This is a genomic window from Candidatus Thiopontia autotrophica, assembly GCA_014384675.1.
GTDB lineage: Bacteria > Pseudomonadota > Gammaproteobacteria.
The window spans coordinates 12,558-29,759 of the sequence record JACNFK010000034.1; the positions used below are offsets into that span (position 1 = coordinate 12,558).

General features: G+C 48.1%; 18 protein-coding genes. 6 read left to right on the plus strand and 12 right to left on the minus strand.

The window, feature by feature from the left end:
* Positions 1–2: 2 nt before the first annotated feature.
* Complete coding sequence (gene smc / locus H8D24_06635; protein ID MBC8520063.1) at positions 3–3,521, minus strand: chromosome segregation protein SMC; 3,519 nt, start codon at positions 3,519–3,521, stop codon at positions 3–5.
* Between the two features lie 182 nt (positions 3,522–3,703).
* On the opposite strand from smc, the gene queF reads away from it, so the two are divergent.
* Both queF and H8D24_06645 read left to right on the plus strand, forming a co-directional pair.
* The gene (queF, locus tag H8D24_06640) at positions 3,704–4,114 is read left to right on the plus strand and encodes an NADPH-dependent 7-cyano-7-deazaguanine reductase QueF (protein ID MBC8520064.1); all 411 of its coding nucleotides are present in this window, start codon (positions 3,704–3,706) and stop codon (positions 4,112–4,114) included.
* Positions 4,115–4,127: 13 nt separating this feature from the next.
* A complete protein-coding gene (locus H8D24_06645; GenBank protein MBC8520065.1) occupies positions 4,128–5,423 on the plus strand; it encodes an FGGY-family carbohydrate kinase in 1,296 nt (431 codons plus the stop codon).
* A gap of 16 nt (positions 5,424–5,439) precedes the next feature.
* On the opposite strand, the gene H8D24_06650 is transcribed toward H8D24_06645, so the two are convergent.
* From H8D24_06650 to H8D24_06660, 3 genes are read right to left on the minus strand one after another with little or no spacing between them, the layout of a single operon-like run.
* Positions 5,440–5,739, minus strand: a complete 300-nt coding sequence (locus H8D24_06650) for a hypothetical protein (GenBank protein MBC8520066.1) — start codon at positions 5,737–5,739, stop codon at positions 5,440–5,442.
* The gene (locus H8D24_06655; protein ID MBC8520067.1) at positions 5,736–6,920 is read right to left on the minus strand and encodes an aminotransferase class I/II-fold pyridoxal phosphate-dependent enzyme; all 1,185 of its coding nucleotides are present in this window, start codon (positions 6,918–6,920) and stop codon (positions 5,736–5,738) included. Before H8D24_06655 ends, H8D24_06650 begins: the two co-directional genes overlap by 4 nt.
* Positions 6,917–7,669, minus strand: coding sequence for an HAD family hydrolase (locus H8D24_06660; GenBank protein ID MBC8520068.1), 753 nt, complete (start codon positions 7,667–7,669; stop codon positions 6,917–6,919). The genes H8D24_06655 and H8D24_06660 overlap by 4 nt, the downstream gene beginning before the upstream one ends.
* A 216-nt stretch (positions 7,670–7,885) precedes the next feature.
* Between H8D24_06660 and dksA the strand changes: the two genes are divergently transcribed.
* Positions 7,886–8,320, plus strand: a complete 435-nt coding sequence (gene dksA, locus H8D24_06665; protein MBC8520069.1) for an RNA polymerase-binding protein DksA — start codon at positions 7,886–7,888, stop codon at positions 8,318–8,320.
* A 59-nt stretch (positions 8,321–8,379) separates the two neighbouring features.
* Here dksA and H8D24_06670 read toward each other — a convergent pair whose 3' ends face one another.
* Positions 8,380–8,688, minus strand: coding sequence for a DUF3579 domain-containing protein (locus tag H8D24_06670; protein MBC8520070.1), 309 nt, complete (start codon positions 8,686–8,688; stop codon positions 8,380–8,382).
* An 86-nt stretch (positions 8,689–8,774) separates the two neighbouring features.
* Here H8D24_06670 and gluQRS point away from each other — a divergent pair, with 86 nt between their 5' ends.
* Genes gluQRS through H8D24_06685 form a run of 3 tightly spaced genes read left to right on the plus strand, consistent with a single transcriptional unit; the run spans position 8,775 to position 10,674 of the window.
* A complete protein-coding gene (gene gluQRS / locus H8D24_06675; GenBank protein ID MBC8520071.1) occupies positions 8,775–9,653 on the plus strand; it encodes a tRNA glutamyl-Q(34) synthetase GluQRS in 879 nt (292 codons plus the stop codon).
* An 8-nt stretch (positions 9,654–9,661) separates the two neighbouring features.
* Positions 9,662–10,099, plus strand: a complete 438-nt coding sequence (locus tag H8D24_06680) for a hypothetical protein (protein ID MBC8520072.1) — start codon at positions 9,662–9,664, stop codon at positions 10,097–10,099.
* Positions 10,096–10,674, plus strand: coding sequence for a Smr/MutS family protein (locus tag H8D24_06685; protein MBC8520073.1), 579 nt, complete (start codon positions 10,096–10,098; stop codon positions 10,672–10,674). The genes H8D24_06680 and H8D24_06685 overlap by 4 nt, the downstream gene beginning before the upstream one ends.
* On the opposite strand, the gene truD is transcribed toward H8D24_06685, so the two are convergent.
* The 7 genes from truD to H8D24_06720 form a co-directional block, all read right to left on the minus strand.
* Entirely contained in the window at positions 10,651–11,700 is a 1,050-nt protein-coding gene (gene truD, locus H8D24_06690) for a tRNA pseudouridine(13) synthase TruD (GenBank protein MBC8520074.1), read from the minus strand. The genes H8D24_06685 and truD overlap by 24 nt on opposite strands.
* A gap of 1 nt (position 11,701) precedes the next feature.
* A complete protein-coding gene (ispF, locus tag H8D24_06695; protein MBC8520075.1) occupies positions 11,702–12,175 on the minus strand; it encodes a 2-C-methyl-D-erythritol 2,4-cyclodiphosphate synthase in 474 nt (157 codons plus the stop codon).
* Positions 12,175–12,894, minus strand: a complete 720-nt coding sequence (gene ispD / locus H8D24_06700) for a 2-C-methyl-D-erythritol 4-phosphate cytidylyltransferase (protein MBC8520076.1) — start codon at positions 12,892–12,894, stop codon at positions 12,175–12,177. The genes ispF and ispD overlap by 1 nt, the downstream gene beginning before the upstream one ends.
* Positions 12,873–13,202 (minus strand): cell division protein FtsB, encoded by a 330-nt coding sequence (gene ftsB / locus H8D24_06705; GenBank protein MBC8520077.1) that lies wholly within the window; start codon positions 13,200–13,202, stop codon positions 12,873–12,875. The genes ispD and ftsB overlap by 22 nt, the downstream gene beginning before the upstream one ends.
* A 27-nt stretch (positions 13,203–13,229) precedes the next feature.
* Positions 13,230–14,513 (minus strand): phosphopyruvate hydratase, encoded by a 1,284-nt coding sequence (gene eno, locus H8D24_06710; protein MBC8520078.1) that lies wholly within the window; start codon positions 14,511–14,513, stop codon positions 13,230–13,232.
* Positions 14,514–14,613: 100 nt separating this feature from the next.
* On the minus strand, positions 14,614–15,444 hold the full coding sequence (gene kdsA, locus H8D24_06715; GenBank protein ID MBC8520079.1) for a 3-deoxy-8-phosphooctulonate synthase: 831 nt from the start codon (positions 15,442–15,444) through the stop codon (positions 14,614–14,616).
* 70 nt (positions 15,445–15,514) lie between these two features.
* Complete coding sequence (locus tag H8D24_06720; GenBank protein MBC8520080.1) at positions 15,515–17,167, minus strand: CTP synthase; 1,653 nt, start codon at positions 17,165–17,167, stop codon at positions 15,515–15,517.
* Positions 17,168–17,202: the final 35 nt, after the last annotated feature.

Sequence of the window (17,202 nt, forward strand, 5' to 3'; positions counted from 1 at the left end):
GATTAACTTGCTGCCAGCACCTGAGCCTCTTCCATATCCACTGAAACCATTCTGGATACGCCAGGCTCATGCATAGTGACGCCTGATAGATGATCAGATATCTCCATGGTAGTCTTGTTGTGGGTAATAAAGATGAACTGCACTCGCTTGGACATGTGCTTGACCATGTTACAGAAACGTCCAACATTGGCCTCGTCCAGTGGGGCATCAACCTCATCAAGCATACAGAAAGGTGCCGGATTAAGTTCAAAGATAGAGAACACCAACGCCACTGCAGTCAGCGCTTTCTCTCCACCTGAAAGCAGATGGATAGTGCTGTTTCTCTTGCCTGGCGGCTGCGCCATGACAGTTACACCAGTATCCAGCAGGTCATCTCCCGTCATCTCCAGATGGGCACGTCCACCACCAAACAATCTGGGGAAGTTATTTTTCAGACCATCGTTAATTTTGTCAAAAGTATCCTTGAAGCGACTACGGGTCTCACGGTCAATTTTTCCAATGGCACTCTCCAAAGTCTCCAGTGCTGCAATAAGATCATCATTCTGCTGGTCGAGATACTCCTTGCGCTCTGACTCTGTCTGATACTCCTCAATGGCGGCAAGATTAATAGGGCCAAGGCGCTGGATTTTGCGTGCCATCTCGTCCACATCATCCTGCCACCTTTCTGCTGTTGCCTCTTCCGGCATCTCGCGAAGTAGTGGCGCCCTTTCGTAGCCACTCTCTTGCAGTTGCTCATCCATGGTCTGACAACGGACTCTTACCTCTTCTCCCTCTAGCAAGAGTTTCTCATGAGCTGAACGGAGATCCTGTACATCTTGCTCAGCCTCCACCCTTGTGCCATCAAGTTCACGTAAATGGTGCTCAATCTCTTCCAGCTGACGACGCGCATCAGCCAACTCATTTTCCACCAACAGCTGTTTTGCCAGATACTCTTCCAGCTCCACCTTAAGCTCCTTGATCGGAGCCTTCATTTCCTCTCTGGAACGTGCAAGATCCTGTCGCCTCTCCTCTCCCGAGGCCAGCTGCTCTTCCATACGTGCTAATCCACTACGGGTGGATTCCAGGCGAGTTCTGGATGACTCAACCTGCACGGTCAAACGGTGAAGCTGATCTCTCTTTTCACGTGCTCGATCTCTGGATCTGTCCATGGTCTCGCGCAACGCTCCCTTCCTTGACTCCATCTGCTCGCGCTGAGCATCACTCTCTTCCATTTCTGACAGTGCAATATCGAGGCGTAGCCCTAACTCATGAACACCTGTTTCTGCCTGCTTAATCTCCTCACGAGCCTGTAACAGCTCCTCATCAATTCTCTTGCTACGATGGTTTGCCTGTTCCTGACTGGCAAGCCTGCCGCTCAACTCAGATTTGCGGGAGGATATATCTGCGGCCTGTTGGTCAATAACAACCTGATATTGTTGCTGCTCCTGCTCCAGCTCCTTCTGCTCACTACGCCCATTTTGCAGAATCTGCTCCAATCTCTTCAGATCTGACTCAAGCTGTTGTTGCTGCTGTTTGAGTTCACGAATAGTCTGCTCTCTCTGCAGTAGACCATCCTTGTGATCATCCTCTCTGACTACCTGTGACCAGCCACGGCCAATCCACAACCCATCCCTGGTAACCAGGGACATTCCAGTATCCAGCTGCGATCTGAGTTGCAGGGCCTGCTGAATGGTATCTACTCCATATACACCCTGTAGCAGCATCTCAATTTCAGGGTTTGCCTCAACACAGTCAACTAGTGGAGTTGCACCAATAAGCTCTATTGGCACTGAGGGTTCAGGTAAACCGTTTTTTGTAATAAAGCGAACCTCACCTTTCTTGAGATGTGCTGCACTTTCCAGCAGATGACTATCATCACCAACCGGGATTGCCTCCAGATAAGAGCCAAGCGCCACCTCTACAGCCTTCTCCCAACCTGTGGTCACCTTGAGCATCTCTGCAAGGCGGAGGGTATCTTCTGCAATATCACTCTGATTTAACCATGACTGGACACTACTCTTGTCACGACCCAATGCGTCTTGTTGCAATGCCTCCAGCGAGGTCAGACGCCCCTTGAGCCCTTGCAGTTCTCCACGCTTTATATCCAGCTGATCTGCCGCCCTATGGTTTTCATCACGCCGCCTGGTGATTGACTCACGCATATCATCATTTTTATTGCGTGCTTGCTCTATCTCGGCCTCACTCTGCTCTAGTTCACTCTGCAGATTTTCAAGCTCACGGGAATCAATGGATGGTAGCCGCTGCTGCTCCTCCTGCAGACGTTGCTGCTGGCGCTTACCATTTTTCAACTGACGCTCCAGTTGCTCAATCCTTGAACGGGTAATTTCTGCGTCACGTTTCGGGTCATTAGCCGAACGATTAAAATCCTCCAGCTCTGATTGCCACTCATGCCAGGCATTCTCCGCCTCTTCCCAGCGTGCCGACAGCGCGAGATCCTCTTGCTGAAGTTTCAGCAATTCAGGATCATCTCTCGATAGTGACTCCTCTAGCTCTACAATACGCTGACGGTCCGCCTTAATCATTGCATTGGCCTCGTGCCAGGCGCTCTCAGCCTTTTGTAGATCATCAGCCAGTTGATTACGTCGCTCTTTCAACCCCTTCAGATTTTGCTCAGTTCTGGCAATCTCTGCACCAGCAGCATAGAAACGACCCTGAACCTCATTAAATGACTCATTTGATTCTGTATGGCGTTGACGTCCTTTCTCAATCTCAGCCTCTATTGATCGTTGCTGCGCCAGCCGCTCCTGCACTGTCAACTCAGCCTGACGAGTTTTCTGGCCCTGCTCTGCCGCCTTCCGATCATACTCCTGCCAACGTAATGCAAGCAGCTGTGCCTGCATTAGTCGCTCCTCCTCCTTGAGCAGACGATAACGTTTTGCGACACGAGACTGTCGCTCCAGACGTCTCAGCTGTTTCCCCAACTCTTCACGAAGATCATTTATGCGGTCAAGGTTCTCGCGCGTATGGCGCATGCGGGTCTCGGTCTCTCGTCGTCTCTCTTTGTATTTTGAGATCCCAGCCGCCTCTTCAATTAGTACACGCAGATCATCCGGCTTGGCCTCCACAAACCTGGAGATCATCCCCTGCTCTATAATTGCATAGCTGCGCGGACCCAGCCCTGTTCCCAGGAAGATATCCATGATATCCCTGCGGCGACATTTGGTTCCGTTAAGGTAGTAGGTTGATTTTCCATCTCTTGAGGCCTTGCGCTTGACAGAGATCTCACTAAAGCTGGCATACTGCCCCTGCAATGTACCTGCAGCATTATCAAAAACAAGCTCCACAGATGCATGACCAACCGGCTTGCGTGCACTGGAGCCATTAAAGATAACGTCCGCCATGGAGTCACCACGCAACTGTTTGGCAGAGCTCTCCCCCATAACCCAGCGAACCGCATCAATGATGTTTGATTTTCCGCAACCGTTGGGGCCAATTACCCCAACCAGGTTGCTTGTGAAGGGTACTGATGTTGGATCTACAAAAGATTTAAATCCAGCAAGTTTCAGGGTTTTAAGTCGCATATCCTCGTTATATCCGACAGGTAGACAAACTACCTATATAGTGATAAAAAATGAGCATCTCAACTACTCATGATTGTGTCGTATAATAGCACCCAAATCAACAATAAACCATCAATGAAATTAGATTAGATTTATAACTTATCTAATTGTTTTATTGGGTATATAAACAGGGATAGATAGAGATGCCAAGCAAGCCAAGTGAAGAATTAGAGACCTTTGAAAGCCCCACCCCGGAACGTGACTATACGATTCGTATTCAGACCCCTGAATTCACCTGTCTATGTCCAAAAACAGGACAGCCAGACTTTGCAACGCTGGAGCTGGAGTACGTCCCTGATCAACTATGTGTAGAGCTAAAATCATTTAAAATGTATGTATGGTCATATCGCGACAAGGGCGCCTTCCATGAAGCTGTCACTAACCAGATCCTCTCTGATCTGGTAGCTGCAACCCATCCCAGATTTATGCGCCTGACCGCTATATTTAATGTCCGTGGTGGCGTGTACACCACGGTTGTAGCAGAACACAAAGCCCCTGACTGGACATCTGCTGCCGTTATTCAACTGCCCGGGGCTACGCCAACCACCTCCTGATCCACGCTTCCGGATGGCCATCCATATAGGAATAGACCTGGGAACATCTGGCTGCCGGGCCATCGCCGTCAACCATAAAAGAGAGGTTCTTGCACAAAACAGCGTATCCCTTCCTCCATCAGAGAGAGAACATGCTGGGTGGTCTGTGCAGGACCCTGATGATTGGTGGCTCGCAACAATAGAGGTTATGGGGCAACTGATCTCAAAACTTTCCACTGAAACAGTAGAGACAATCACTGTAGATGGAACCTCGTCCACCCTGCTCCTCTCCGACCGTTATGGAAACCCATTAACTGCGGCACTAATGTACGATGACCAGAGAGCAGTTGCCGCAGCTGACAGGATCTCGCAAAGGGCCCCTATAAGCAGTGGTGCACACGGACCATCATCTTCTCTTGCAAAGCTTCTCTGGCTACTGGAGAACAACAGTGATATCGACAAATCCAGTGGTCTACTAGCACTCCACCAGGCAGACTGGATCAGCAACAGACTGGGCGGAGTATTCGGTCAGAGCGATGAAAACAATGCACTTAAAATGGGCTACGACCCGATTAAACGCAACTGGCCACAGTGGATGGACAGCCTCGTCCTGCCATCCGACATACTACCTGCCGTCTCTCCTCCCGGAACTCGGTATGCTACCCTGAACAGTCAACTGGCTGTTGAGTGGGGTATACCAAAAAACCAGCGGGATAGTATTCATATCCATACAGGAACCACTGACAGCATCGCTGCCACTATTGCTGCCGGCATCAATAAAACTGGAGATGCCGTGACCTCACTGGGAACTACAACAGCTCTCAAAATCCTCTCCCCTATCCCGATTTTCTCGCCACAAGACGGGGTCTACAGTCATCGCCTGGGAGAATCATGGCTGGTAAGTGGTGCCTCCAGTGCCGGTTCCGGAATTTTGCTTGACTACTTCTCGCGTAAAAAGATAGACGAACTGAGTCAGCTAATTGAACCAGACATCCCGACCGGACTAGATTACTACCCACTATCCACTGCAGGCGAACGCTTCCCCATCTCTGATCCAAATCTACAACCGCGACTGACGCCACGACCAGATGACGATAAACTATTTTTTCAGGGGATTATCGAGGGGCTGACCGCAATAGAGAAACAGGGATATCTGAAGATGCACAAGCTGGGGGCACCTTTTCCAAACCGAATAGTTACCGCAGGGGGTGGCGCAGACAACCAGAAATGGCAAATTATTCGTCAACAACAGATAGGTGTTCCAGTCTCTACTGCCACACAGACCGAGGCCGCCTATGGTGCCGCCATCCTTCCTGCTCTTCGTTTGTAGACAGGATCTGATTGGATCACGAAGTATCTTCATCAGAGACTTCTTCATCAGAGCTTCCTAGCCAAAAAAGCACTCTCAGTAGAATAAAGAGTGCTGTGTAATATATTGCCGGCAGAATAAGAACCAGAGGAACCCCCAACAAAATTGCCTGCATCCCCAGATCATCTGATAGCAGCGTCTGCAGAAAGCCCTTTTCCACCAGTACCCACCAAAACCAGTAGCACACTCCGGCAACGCCAATAAACTGCCCAGCCCTGTGTAGCGCCACAGGTAGTCGCAGCATGCGAAACTGTTGCAATGTTATTTGATGCCTCATCGGCCCATCCCGCCTTGAGTAGAAAGAAAACTTCTGATCCGCTCCACACCAAGCTGTAGCTGATCCAATGAGGTGGTGTAGGCAAACCGTATCCAGCGCCTCGGATCTCTTACTGTAAAATCTTTTCCGGGAGTAACCGCAACCCCCGCCTGCTCCAGCAGATCAGCCGCAAACTGACTACTGTCAGATGACAGGTCACTACAGTCTGCATATAGATAAAAGGCACCATCCGGCACTCTATCTATCTTGAGCCCAAGCTCCAACAGAGCCGCATAGAGAAAGTCCCTGCGTCTTCTAAAACGGTCACAGCGCTCCTGCAGTACTCTTTCAGTCTCTGGCTCAAATGCCACGAGCGCCGCATACTGAGATGGTGTTGGTGGAGCCAGAAACAGATTCTGAGAGAGCCGATCCAACCCACTGACTGCCTCCATATTTAAGGAGACCAGCCAACCAAGACGCCACCCTGTCATCCCATAATATTTGGAGAAGCTGTTTACTACAAACACTGTTCCAGGAAGATCTATAGCCGTATCTCTAGACCCATCATAAATCAGCCCCTGATAGATCTCATCCACAATCAAGACCCCACCACGCTCCTCCACCAGCAGGGCAATTTTTTTCAGCTCATTGGCCGCAATAACACTACCTGTTGGATTTGATGGAGAGGAGATCATTACCACTCTGCTCTTTTCGCTCCAATACTTACCAACCAATTCTGCGGTCAATTGAAATCTGGTGGTAGCATCAACCGGAACTGAAACCGTCACTCCTTCAAATATACGAACAAAATGACGATTACATGGATAACCCGGATCTGCCATCAAGACCTCATCACCAGGATTAACCAGAAGAGCTATCAACAACTGAAGCGCACCTGATGAGCCGGGTGTTACTACAATCTGTTCTGCCAGAACTTTTTTGCCGTAGGTACTATTATAGTGATCTGCAATTTTTTCTCTAAGTTCTGTTAGTCCAAGTGCCGGGGTGTAATGATGGTGCCCCTTGTTTAACGCTTCAACTCCAGCCCTGACAATGGACTCCGGGGTATCGAAATCCGGCTCCCCAACCTCCATATGAACTATAGTTCTACCCTCTCTCTCCAGTTCGCGCGCACGAGCCAGCAACTCCATCACATAAAATGGCTCAATTTCTTCTACTCGATCACTTGGACGAAAACTCATCTACTCCACACCGACTTAACCCACTCGAGATCAAGCACTGTTTTTTTCTCTCTATCTCCCTGCAATACATGGCAATGGTCATTTGACTCACCCATCTGATCCAGAACCAACGCGGCCCCGGTAAAATCCTCCGCCTCAGTATAACCATTGACTGTCACAATGGTTGTTAACCCCGCCTCAAGTGAGGAGCTGAGCCCATTGTGAGAATCCTCAATGGCTATACATTCAGCAGCAGAGAGGCCCAGCTCTGCCAACACATAGTCATATATATCAGACGAAGGCTTCTTGTTGGGGACGATATCACCAGCACCAATAATCTTGAACCATGATTCTGCCCCAGGAAACATGGCATGCTCCAGTAGTGCAGAGACATTTTGAGGGGTTGTGGTGGTAGCAATCGCAAGAGTTACTCCAGCCTCATGTGCCTCAGTCAACAGTCTTCGTACACCACTACGCAGAGGGATCTCTCCAGCTTGTAGCAGAGAGACGAAATGTTCTGTTTTTGATGCGTGAAGAGACGCAATCCATGCACTCAGATCATCCACAGTTGGATACTCAGGCTCCTCCAACTCAATGTAATGTCTGATTCTCTCCTTTCCACCAGTAACAGCCAGAAGCCTGCCGTACATCTCTTCGCTCCATACCCAGTCAAGCCCGGCATCTGCAAACGCCAGATTAAATGCAACTCTATGTCCATCTCTCTCTGTATCCGCCAGGGTGCCGTCAACATCAAAAATTATCGCCTTCATTCTATCCCTTTTTTCCTGTTCATTTAAAAGATGAGAAACAACTGTTTTTCTCATCATCGTGATATCATACCCGACCATTATCTCATGGAGAGGAGATCTGAAAACCATCTTGCAAGATCTCTTCCTGTTTTTAGAATAGGCACATTTAGGTTGCCAGAATGAATTCAATCTGGTATCAATGCGCTCTTTTCTCATACTGTCAGGAGCAATAACGGCATGGCCGCAAAGAAGAAGAAGTCAACGCTATTAGTCGGTGGCATCAAACCATACAAGCCTAAAAAGGGCGAAGAGTACATGAACGATAACCAGAAGAGCCACTTCGAAGAGGTACTTCTAGCCTGGAAACATCAGTTAATGGAAGAGGTTGATCGTACTGTTCACCACATGCAGGATGAGACTGCCAACCTACCAGACCCTAGTGACAGGGCCACTCTGGAAGAGGAGTTTTCACTGGAGCTGAGAACCCGTGACCGTGAACGCAAGCTAATCAGAAAAATAGATAAAACCCTCCATGAGCTGGATGGTGATGAGTATGGTTATTGTGAATCCTGCGGAATAGAGATTGGCATTAAACGACTGGAAGCACGCCCAACCGCAACTCTCTGCATTGACTGCAAAGAACTTGAGGAGATCAAGGAAAAATCAAATTAAGTAACCCCTGAAAAATCTTATGGGTCACGAAGTGCCTTAATCAGAGCTTCCTTAAGAGATCACCCCTCCTTTGGGGCTGAACACTCCTCTCTGACCTTGAGGTTATTTGTATCCGCAAACTCTTTAACAAAAGCGTAGGCATCGGGATCCCTCACACTTAATCGCTGCTCAATCACCAGACATTTTTCGCCATTAATTATGCGTGGACGTGCGCAATCACGATAACCAAGACTCCTTCCTCTGCCATACTGTGCAATCTGCGATGAAATCCGTTCAATCCAGTCACTGGGACGAAATTTATCCCCATCCCTGTTGCGGCTCTCGATTATAGTTCTACAATCTTCTCTTTTTTCTCCGCTATTCTGCATAATATTTAGGCCTTTGGGTATAGATCACACATAATCATGTATTCTATTATTTTAACAAATATCAATAAAACTTGCAAGTGGTAGATATCAATCATACCAATTATCGAGGGCGTTTTGCCCCTTCTCCAAGTGGTGACCTCCACTTCGGTTCACTTGTTGCGGCTACCGGAAGTTATCTTGAAGCAAAAACCAATAGCGGTGAATGGCTGGTTCGTATCGAAGATCTTGATTTACCAAGAACAGCTCATGGGGCTACTGACTCTATTCTTGCTACTCTGGAGCGACACCAGATGCAGTGGGACCACTCTGTAATTTTTCAGAGCACACGTAACGAATATTACCAAGAGAGCCTGAAGCTGTTGCTTGAGTCGGACCTGCTGTTTGCATGCGAATGTAGTCGCAACCAACTAAAAGGGATCACTCCCTATCCAGGGAGTTGCCGAAATAAAAATCTACCACTAGAGAACCATGCAATACGGATCCGAGTTGATGATGAGGTTATTACACTCAATGACAAATGGCAGGGAAGACACCTATGGAACATGAAAAAAAATATAGGTGATTTTATAGTTCGACGCAGAGATGGGATCTATGCCTATCAACTTGCAGTAGTAGTTGATGACTATCTTCAGGGAATCACCCATATTGTACGCGGCAGTGATCTACTGGAATCAACCCCAAGGCAGATCTATCTACAACAGCAACTGGATTATACAACTCCCAATTATGCCCACCTGCCAATTGCAGTAGATAACCATGGAATCAAACTAAGCAAACAACACCAAACACAACCGATCAACCGGGATAAACCTGTAGAGAACATATTTAATGCTCTTGAATTTCTGGGGCAAAATCCGCCAAACGAACTTCTTACATACCCATTAAACAGTGTATGGGAGTGGGCACTAGAGAACTGGAGAAGCAACAAGAGTCTTGAAAAACCTGCCCGCAAGAGTCAAGTATAATTCAACAGATGAATCAAGCGCGATCAACCTACCGACAAACCTTTAATGGTTCATTCAGTAGCCTGCTACAGTGGGATGACTTAACCACTTTCTGGCAGCGCCTACTTGAGGAAGAGTTAAGTGGATGGTATATCTACGCTGTAGGTGAAAAACCGCCGGCAACCACCTCGTCACCAGATGATCTCCGACACTTCATCACCAAAATTGATGCGCTTCTGCGCAAGGATCACAATGAACGAGTCTGTGGGATTGTCTATACCGACCACCCTCATACCCCTTCAATGATCAAGATTTATGATCCCAACAACCTGGGGGTCTCATGTGGATCAAGTGAGACGCCACCTCTACCAGGATGGGTTCTCTCAAAAGAGCAACCTGAAGATCTGCAACCGGTGCGACACCTGCCTGGTAATCGCAAACGGTGGTGGAGAGATCTGTTTTCATGACAGATTCAGATAGCGACCATAAAATAGAGAGTGAAGATGCCGCACTATTTCGCGAGATAACTCGAGATGTACGCCCACTAAATAAAGATAATCGGGCAGATACATATTCTCAAAGAGCACGCTCAGAGCACATAAAAGATAGTTTTTCGGAGCTGAGCCTGTCCGAAGAGCACTCTTCAATTATTGCCACAGACAAAAATGACCCCCTTTTGGAGATGGTACAACCGGAGGAGAGGCTATTCTATCTGCGCGGAGAGCTTCCCGGTTCTACCTTGAAAAAATTTAAACGAGGTGATTTGTGCTCCAGAGACGAACTTGATCTGCACGGTCTGAACAGTGTGGAGGCAGCCAGGGAGTTGGCCTCATTCATCAGGTTTGCATTGCATAATGGGGTGCGCTGCTTTCGACTAATCCATGGCAAAGGAACTCGCTCTGCTGACAAGCTTCCAATACTCAAAAGCATGGTGAACATGTGGCTCAGACACCATGGTAGTGTTCTGGCTTTCTGTTCTGCTCGTCAACGAGATGGCGGTAGTGGAGCTCTCTATGTGCTACTGAAGAGGCCGGACATCTGATACGATCTCTCTCATTACAACAGTGGCATAACTACCGGACGGCAACCAAAAATCAAGCTCCAGATCTGTACCATCCAGCCAGCTCCAATTCATGTTATCAGGAACCACCCTAAGAGCTCGACGATCCTGTGACAGGCCTGCATATTCTAACCCGCCACACATCTCCTCCATCCCCACAATAGCTGACTCCTCAAAAGCTTTTGCCTCTGCTGTTGAATCAAGCCGGCCCCTCCCCCAAAGAGGTGCCGTTGGGTGGATATCATGTTCAGCAACCCTTCTGAGGATCTCTTCATCAACCTCATCCTCGTGAAACCAGGCACGACTTCTTGCCAATGCATAAACCTCCCCGCCCAACGGATGGTTCCAGATCCCTGCCTCTACCCGTTTTGCGCATATCCGATTAAAAATCTCTGAGCGCACCGATGAAAGCAGAAGTCCTCGCTCATGCTTTCCTCTTGGGCGATATCTCTTGTTGAACATCTGCAGGGCACGCTCCACATTGCCGCCACCCCTTCCAAAACGTTGTTCACCAAAATAATTTGGGATCCCTTCGTTCTTGACCATCTCCAGACGCAACTCCAGCTCCTCTCGATCTCCCTCAACATCACGCAAAATCAACTTAAAGCTATTCCCTTTAAGCGCCCCTCTGCGTATTTTTTTTGCATGGTCATGAACCTGAATAATTCTTAATGATTGGCCCTGCTCCAGATCCATCTGTTCAAGAGTGCGCCAATCAGGAATTTCTCTACCAGCAACATCCACAGAGAACCACTGTCTGGTAATAGCGAAACGATCTTTCAGGCCGGCCATACCTACATCCCTACGCTTCACTCCAATATACTTGGCCAGAATAGATGCGACCTGATCACTGTTCATCTCCCTCTTCTCAATCTCGATCATCTGATGCTGACCATGACCAGACGGGGCAAAACCGAGATCTTCAATTACCTGAAAATCCTCAGGAAAACTTCTTATTTTTGCGGTTGCAGAGGGGGCACCATATGCATATGGTAGTGGTTGTACCATTCTATTTTGCAGCCAAAAGAGCTACTGAGTGTGCAGCGATACCCTGTCTCTCTCCAACAAAACCAAGCTGTTCTGTTGTGGTTGCCTTCACATTGACTTGATCAACCCCGACTCCAAGATCCAGTGCCAACAACTGCCTCATCGATTGAATATATTCAGCCAGCCTTGGCTCCTGGGCAATAATTGTTAGATCTATATTCTCAATCTGATAGCCTTTCTCACCCACCATCACCATAATCTCCCTCAGAAAAAAACGGCTGTCCATCCCTCGGTATTGATCATCACTATCTGGAAACAGTTGTCCAATATCGCCCAGTGCAACCGCCCCAAGCAAGGCATCACAAAGCGCATGAATTGCCACATCTCCGTCAGAGTGGGCCTTGAACTGTCTGCTGTATGGCACCCTGATACCACAAAGCATCAGGTGGTCACCATCCTCAAATGCATGAACATCAAAACCATGACCAATTCTCATCAACTCTTGCCTCGCTCTCTTTGCATGATCTCTTCCGCAAGCAGAATGTCTCCGGGATGAGTGATCTTCATATTTCCCGCATCCCCCTCGATAATTTCAGGTTGAAAACCAAGATACTCTATTGCCTGTGAATCATCAGTAACAGAAACACCATCTTCCATGCTCTGTCTCAGCGCACTCCTCAACATCCCCAGACGAAACATCTGTGGCGTAAGTGCGCGCCACAGCCCTGAACGGTCCACCGTCTCCACAATCTCCCTGTTGGTGCCAGAACGTTTTATTGTATCTGCCAGTGGTGACGCAAGAATTCCTCCAACAGGATGATTCCACAATTTACCAACCATATCCTCAAGGTCATCGCCTCTAAGACATGGGCGTGCTGCATCGTGAACCAATACCCAATCATCATCAGATGCTTTATCAGCCAACAGATTCAGTGCATTCAATACTGAATCAGATCGTTCTTTTCCACCTTCGACAACCAAAATTTTCTCAGCTTTATGATCATCAAACTCAACCTCAGGCCACCATTGATCAGCTGCTGCAATGGATACCACCACCCCCTGGATCCTGTTTAGTGAAAACAGTGCATCAATACTGTGTTTGATTACCGGGGAGCCGGCAAGATCGAGATACTGTTTGGGGCGGTCTGCCATCATCCGTAACCCAATACCGGCAGCCGGAACAATTCCCCAGATTACTGGCTGGTCTGTATGCATGGGTCATTCTCAGATATATTGTGGCCTGAAACTTCTGTAGAATTTACCACTGAGACAAATAGTTCGCCAGGTTTTACCATTCCAAGATCACTTCGGGCATGCTCTTCCAGAGCCTCTCTTCCTGTTTTAAGGTCAACCACCTCAGCACGCAGCTCCTGATTACACTGTTCCAGCCTGACATTCATCTCATGCTGTCTGGCAATTAACTGCTCCATATCCCAGAGCCGCGGAATCCCTTTTTCAGAAACCCATAGCTTGTACTGCAACGAGCCAAGAAAAAAAATGAGCACTATGATCAACAGACGAATAGTCATCGCCCGACCATCACCTTATTATCAGGGAAGATTGTAAAATGCGCCCATCCCTGCATATTGTGCTTCTGCCCCCAACTGCTCTTCTATTCTGATCAACTGGTTGTATTTAGCAATACGGTCAGAGCGAGATAGAGAACCTGTCTTGATCTGACCAGCGCTGGTTGCTACTGCCAAATCTGCAATAGTCACGTCCTCAGTCTCTCCAGAGCGGTGTGAAATCACGGCTGTATAACCTGCATCTTTCGCCATCTGAATGGCCGCAAGAGTCTCGGTCAATGTACCAATTTGGTTAACCTTGATCAGAATAGAATTTCCAATACCCTTCTCAATTCCTTCACTCAGTATTGCGGTATTGGTTACAAACAGATCATCACCAACCAGCTGCACTTTCTTGCTCAAGCGCTCAGTCAACTGTTTCCAACCGTCCCAATCCCCCTCATCCAATCCATCTTCAATTGTAAGGATAGGATATTGATTGACCCAACTCTCCAGCACATCAATCATTCCGGTTGAATCCAGCACCTTACCCTCTGATGCCAGGTTATATTTTCCATCCTGGTAGAACTCTGAACTTGCCGCATCAATCCCGATAAATATTTCACTGCCTGCCTTGAAGCCCGCCTTTTCCACTGCCTCAAGAATCACCTCGATAGCTGACTCATTGGAAGAGAGGTTTGGAGCAAACCCACCCTCATCACCAACTGCTGTATTCATCCCCTGAGATGAGAGCACGCTCTTCAATGCATGAAATATCTCAGCCCCATAACGTACAGCCTCGGCAATTGAACCTGCTCCAACTGGCAGGATCATAAACTCCTGCAGATCAATACTATTATCTGCATGCTCTCCACCATTGATGATATTCATCATTGGCACCGGCATTTTATATGGTCCAGCTGGTGTCAGATATCGATATAGCGGAACCCCTTGCTCATTTGCTGCAGCGTGTGCAGATGCCATTGAGACTGCCAACAGCGCATTGGCACCAAGCCTCCCTTTATTATCTGTACCATCAAGATCAATCATGATCTGATCAATCTCACTCTGTGCCTCTACATCCTTGCCCGTCAATGCATCCCTGATCTCGCCATTGGCATGAGCTACGGCCTTGAGTACACCCTTGCCGCCATAACGGCTCTTGTCATTATCACGCAGCTCAACAGCTTCTCGTGATCCGGTTGATGCTCCTGACGGAACAGCTGCCCGCCCCATTGCACCAGAGGCAACTGTTACATCCACCTCGACGGTTGGGTTCCCTCGAGAATCGATAATTTGACGAGCAACAACATTGGTTATTTCTGACATATTAATTCCATTTTAATTTCACAATACTATTTCTATTTTAAGGAAGCTCCGGTTCAGTCACTACGTGACCCAATCATATCCCCCTCACAAGTACAGAACATTATCCCTGTTCTGCAAACCCCATACTCTTCACACTCAAATCAATCGCCTTCAGGGTCTCCAACAGGGGCTCCATCTTCCCCAAAGGCCATGCATTAGGCCCATCACTAAGGGCTTTATCAGGATCTGGATGAGTCTCCATAAACAGCCCGGATACTCCAACTGCCACTGCTGCCCGTGCCAACACAGGAACAAACTCGCGTTGCCCTCCTGAGGTACCACCCTGTCCACCAGGAAGCTGTACCGAATGGGTCCCGTCAAATACGACAGGACAACCTGTTTCACGCATAACTGCAAGTGAACGCATATCGGAGACCAGATTGTTGTAACCAAAACTGGCTCCCCTCTCACAGGCCATAATATTCTCATTCCCTGTAGCCTTGGCTTTCTCGGTGACATTTTTCATGTCCCATGGAGAGAGAAACTGTCCTTTTTTAATATTGACCGGCAACCCTTGACTGGCAACACTCTGAATAAAGTTGGTCTGGCGACAGAGAAATGCCGGGGTCTGCAACACATCAACAACCTCGCTTACCTCATCAAGCGGGGTATCCTCGTGTACATCAGTTAAAACCGGCACGCCTATCTGCTCCTTGACAGCGGAGAGAATACGCAACCCCTCCTCTATCCCAGGGCCACGATAACTTGATACCGAGGTACGGTTGGCCTTGTCAAAAGATGATTTATAGATAAACGGGATTCCCAGTCGATCGGTAATCTCCTTCATCTCACCCGCACTGTCCAGTGCCAACTGCTGACTCTCTATCACGCACGGTCCCGCAATAAGAAAGAGCGGCTGATCCAATCCCACCTCAAACCCACACAATTTCATATTCTATATTCCTCTGGATTTCCGGTTAACATCTATTTTGCTACTCCTAGCCTTTCAAACCACCATCCCATTAAGCTTTTTCAGAGGTTCTTTTATGATATTGCAGTGCTGCTGATACAAATCCACTAAATAGAGGATGACCATCTCGTGGAGTTGAGGTGAATTCAGGATGGAACTGACAAGCAACAAACCATGGATGATCCTTGAGCTCAACCATCTCTACCAACTCCCCATCTGCAGAACGACCAGAGAAGATCATCCCCGCATCTTCCAGCCTGGCAACCAACTGGCTATTGACCTCGTAACGGTGACGGTGGCGTTCAACAATCTTGTCCTCTCCATAGAGCTGACGTACCAGAGATCCCTCTGCCAATTGGCACTCCTGTCCACCAAGACGCATGGTGCCCCCCAAATCAGAATCCTCGTTACGCTGCTCAACCGAACCATCAGCCGATAGCCACTCAGTAACCAGGGCAACTACCGGATACGGGGTATTTGGCTCAAACTCTGTACTGTGTGCCCCATCCATACTTGCCATATGACGTGCATATTCGATTACGGCAACCTGCATTCCCAGACATATTCCAAGATATGGGATTTTGTTCTCTCGTGCAAACTGTACAGCTGCAATCTTCCCCTCAACACCCCTCTTGCCAAAACCACCCGGAACCAGAATTGCATCCAGGCCATCAAGACATGAGATGTCACACTTTTCCAGGTCCTCGGAATCCAGGTACTGTATCCTGACCTTGGTATCTGTATGAATACCAGCATGAATAAGTGATTCTGATAGCGACTTGTAGGCCTCGGTCAAATCCATATATTTACCCACCATACCTATGGTGACCTCATACTGCGGGTTCTGCTGATTATTAACTACATGTTCCCACTCACTCAGATCAGCCTCCGGCAGATCCAGACGGAATTTGCTGGCGACAATCTCATCCATCCCCTGCTGATGAAGCAACATTGGGATCTGATAGATACTCTCAACATCAACTGCCGAGAAAACAGCCTTCTCCTCCACATTGGTGAAGAGTGCTATTTTTTTACGCTCTCCCTGAGGAATCGGACGGTCAGAACGGCACACCAAGATATCGGGCTGTATTCCAATACTTCTCAACTCCTTTACAGAGTGCTGAGTTGGTTTTGTTTTTAGCTCTCCGGCAACTGATATCCATGGCAACAGGGTTAGATGAACGTAGAGGGCACGCTCGTGTCCAACCTCAAGACCGAGCTGCCTGATAGCCTCCATAAACGGAAGTGACTCAATATCACCAACTGTTCCGCCAATTTCTACCAACGCTATGTCAATATCCTCATCTGCAGATGCTGCACCAGCAATGATAGATTTTTTGATCTCATCAGTTACATGAGGAATGACCTGAACCGTTGCGCCCAAATAGTCTCCACGGCGCTCCTTCTTCAGCACAGAATCATAGATCTGACCTGCTGTAAAATTGTTGTTTTTGGTCATCTTGGTGCGGATGTAACGCTCATAGTGACCAAGATCCAGGTCTGTCTCTGCACCATCCTCGGTAACAAACACCTCACCATGCTGAAATGGGCTCATGGTGCCAGGATCCACATTAAGATATGGATCAAGCTTCATCATGGTCACCTTCAGACCACGAGCCTCAAGAATTGCGCCTAGTGAAGCTGCTGCAATTCCCTTTCCAAGAGAGGAGACCACACCACCAGTAATGAAGATGTATCGAGTCATAGAGTTACCCAAATAGATGCCATGAATATGTTTGG

Bases quoted from the DNA above. Each gene is read 5' to 3' on its own strand.
- smc (MBC8520063.1), bottom strand. From the start codon at position 3,521: ATGCGACTTAAAACCCTGAAACTTGCTGGATTTAAATCTTTTGTAGAT.
- queF (MBC8520064.1), top strand. From the start codon at position 3,704: ATGCCAAGCAAGCCAAGTGAAGAATTAGAGACCTTTGAAAGCCCCACC.
- H8D24_06645 (MBC8520065.1), top strand. From the start codon at position 4,128: ATGGCCATCCATATAGGAATAGACCTGGGAACATCTGGCTGCCGGGCC.
- H8D24_06650 (MBC8520066.1), bottom strand. From the start codon at position 5,739: ATGAGGCATCAAATAACATTGCAACAGTTTCGCATGCTGCGACTACCT.
- H8D24_06655 (MBC8520067.1), bottom strand. From the start codon at position 6,920: ATGAGTTTTCGTCCAAGTGATCGAGTAGAAGAAATTGAGCCATTTTAT.
- H8D24_06660 (MBC8520068.1), bottom strand. From the start codon at position 7,669: ATGAAGGCGATAATTTTTGATGTTGACGGCACCCTGGCGGATACAGAG.
- dksA (MBC8520069.1), top strand. From the start codon at position 7,886: ATGGCCGCAAAGAAGAAGAAGTCAACGCTATTAGTCGGTGGCATCAAA.
- H8D24_06670 (MBC8520070.1), bottom strand. From the start codon at position 8,688: ATGCAGAATAGCGGAGAAAAAAGAGAAGATTGTAGAACTATAATCGAG.
- H8D24_06680 (MBC8520072.1), top strand. From the start codon at position 9,662: ATGAATCAAGCGCGATCAACCTACCGACAAACCTTTAATGGTTCATTC.
- H8D24_06685 (MBC8520073.1), top strand. From the start codon at position 10,096: ATGACAGATTCAGATAGCGACCATAAAATAGAGAGTGAAGATGCCGCA.
- truD (MBC8520074.1), bottom strand. From the start codon at position 11,700: ATGGTACAACCACTACCATATGCATATGGTGCCCCCTCTGCAACCGCA.
- ispF (MBC8520075.1), bottom strand. From the start codon at position 12,175: ATGAGAATTGGTCATGGTTTTGATGTTCATGCATTTGAGGATGGTGAC.
- ispD (MBC8520076.1), bottom strand. From the start codon at position 12,894: ATGCATACAGACCAGCCAGTAATCTGGGGAATTGTTCCGGCTGCCGGT.
- eno (MBC8520078.1), bottom strand. From the start codon at position 14,513: ATGTCAGAAATAACCAATGTTGTTGCTCGTCAAATTATCGATTCTCGA.
- kdsA (MBC8520079.1), bottom strand. From the start codon at position 15,444: ATGAAATTGTGTGGGTTTGAGGTGGGATTGGATCAGCCGCTCTTTCTT.
- H8D24_06720 (MBC8520080.1), bottom strand. From the start codon at position 17,167: ATGACTCGATACATCTTCATTACTGGTGGTGTGGTCTCCTCTCTTGGA.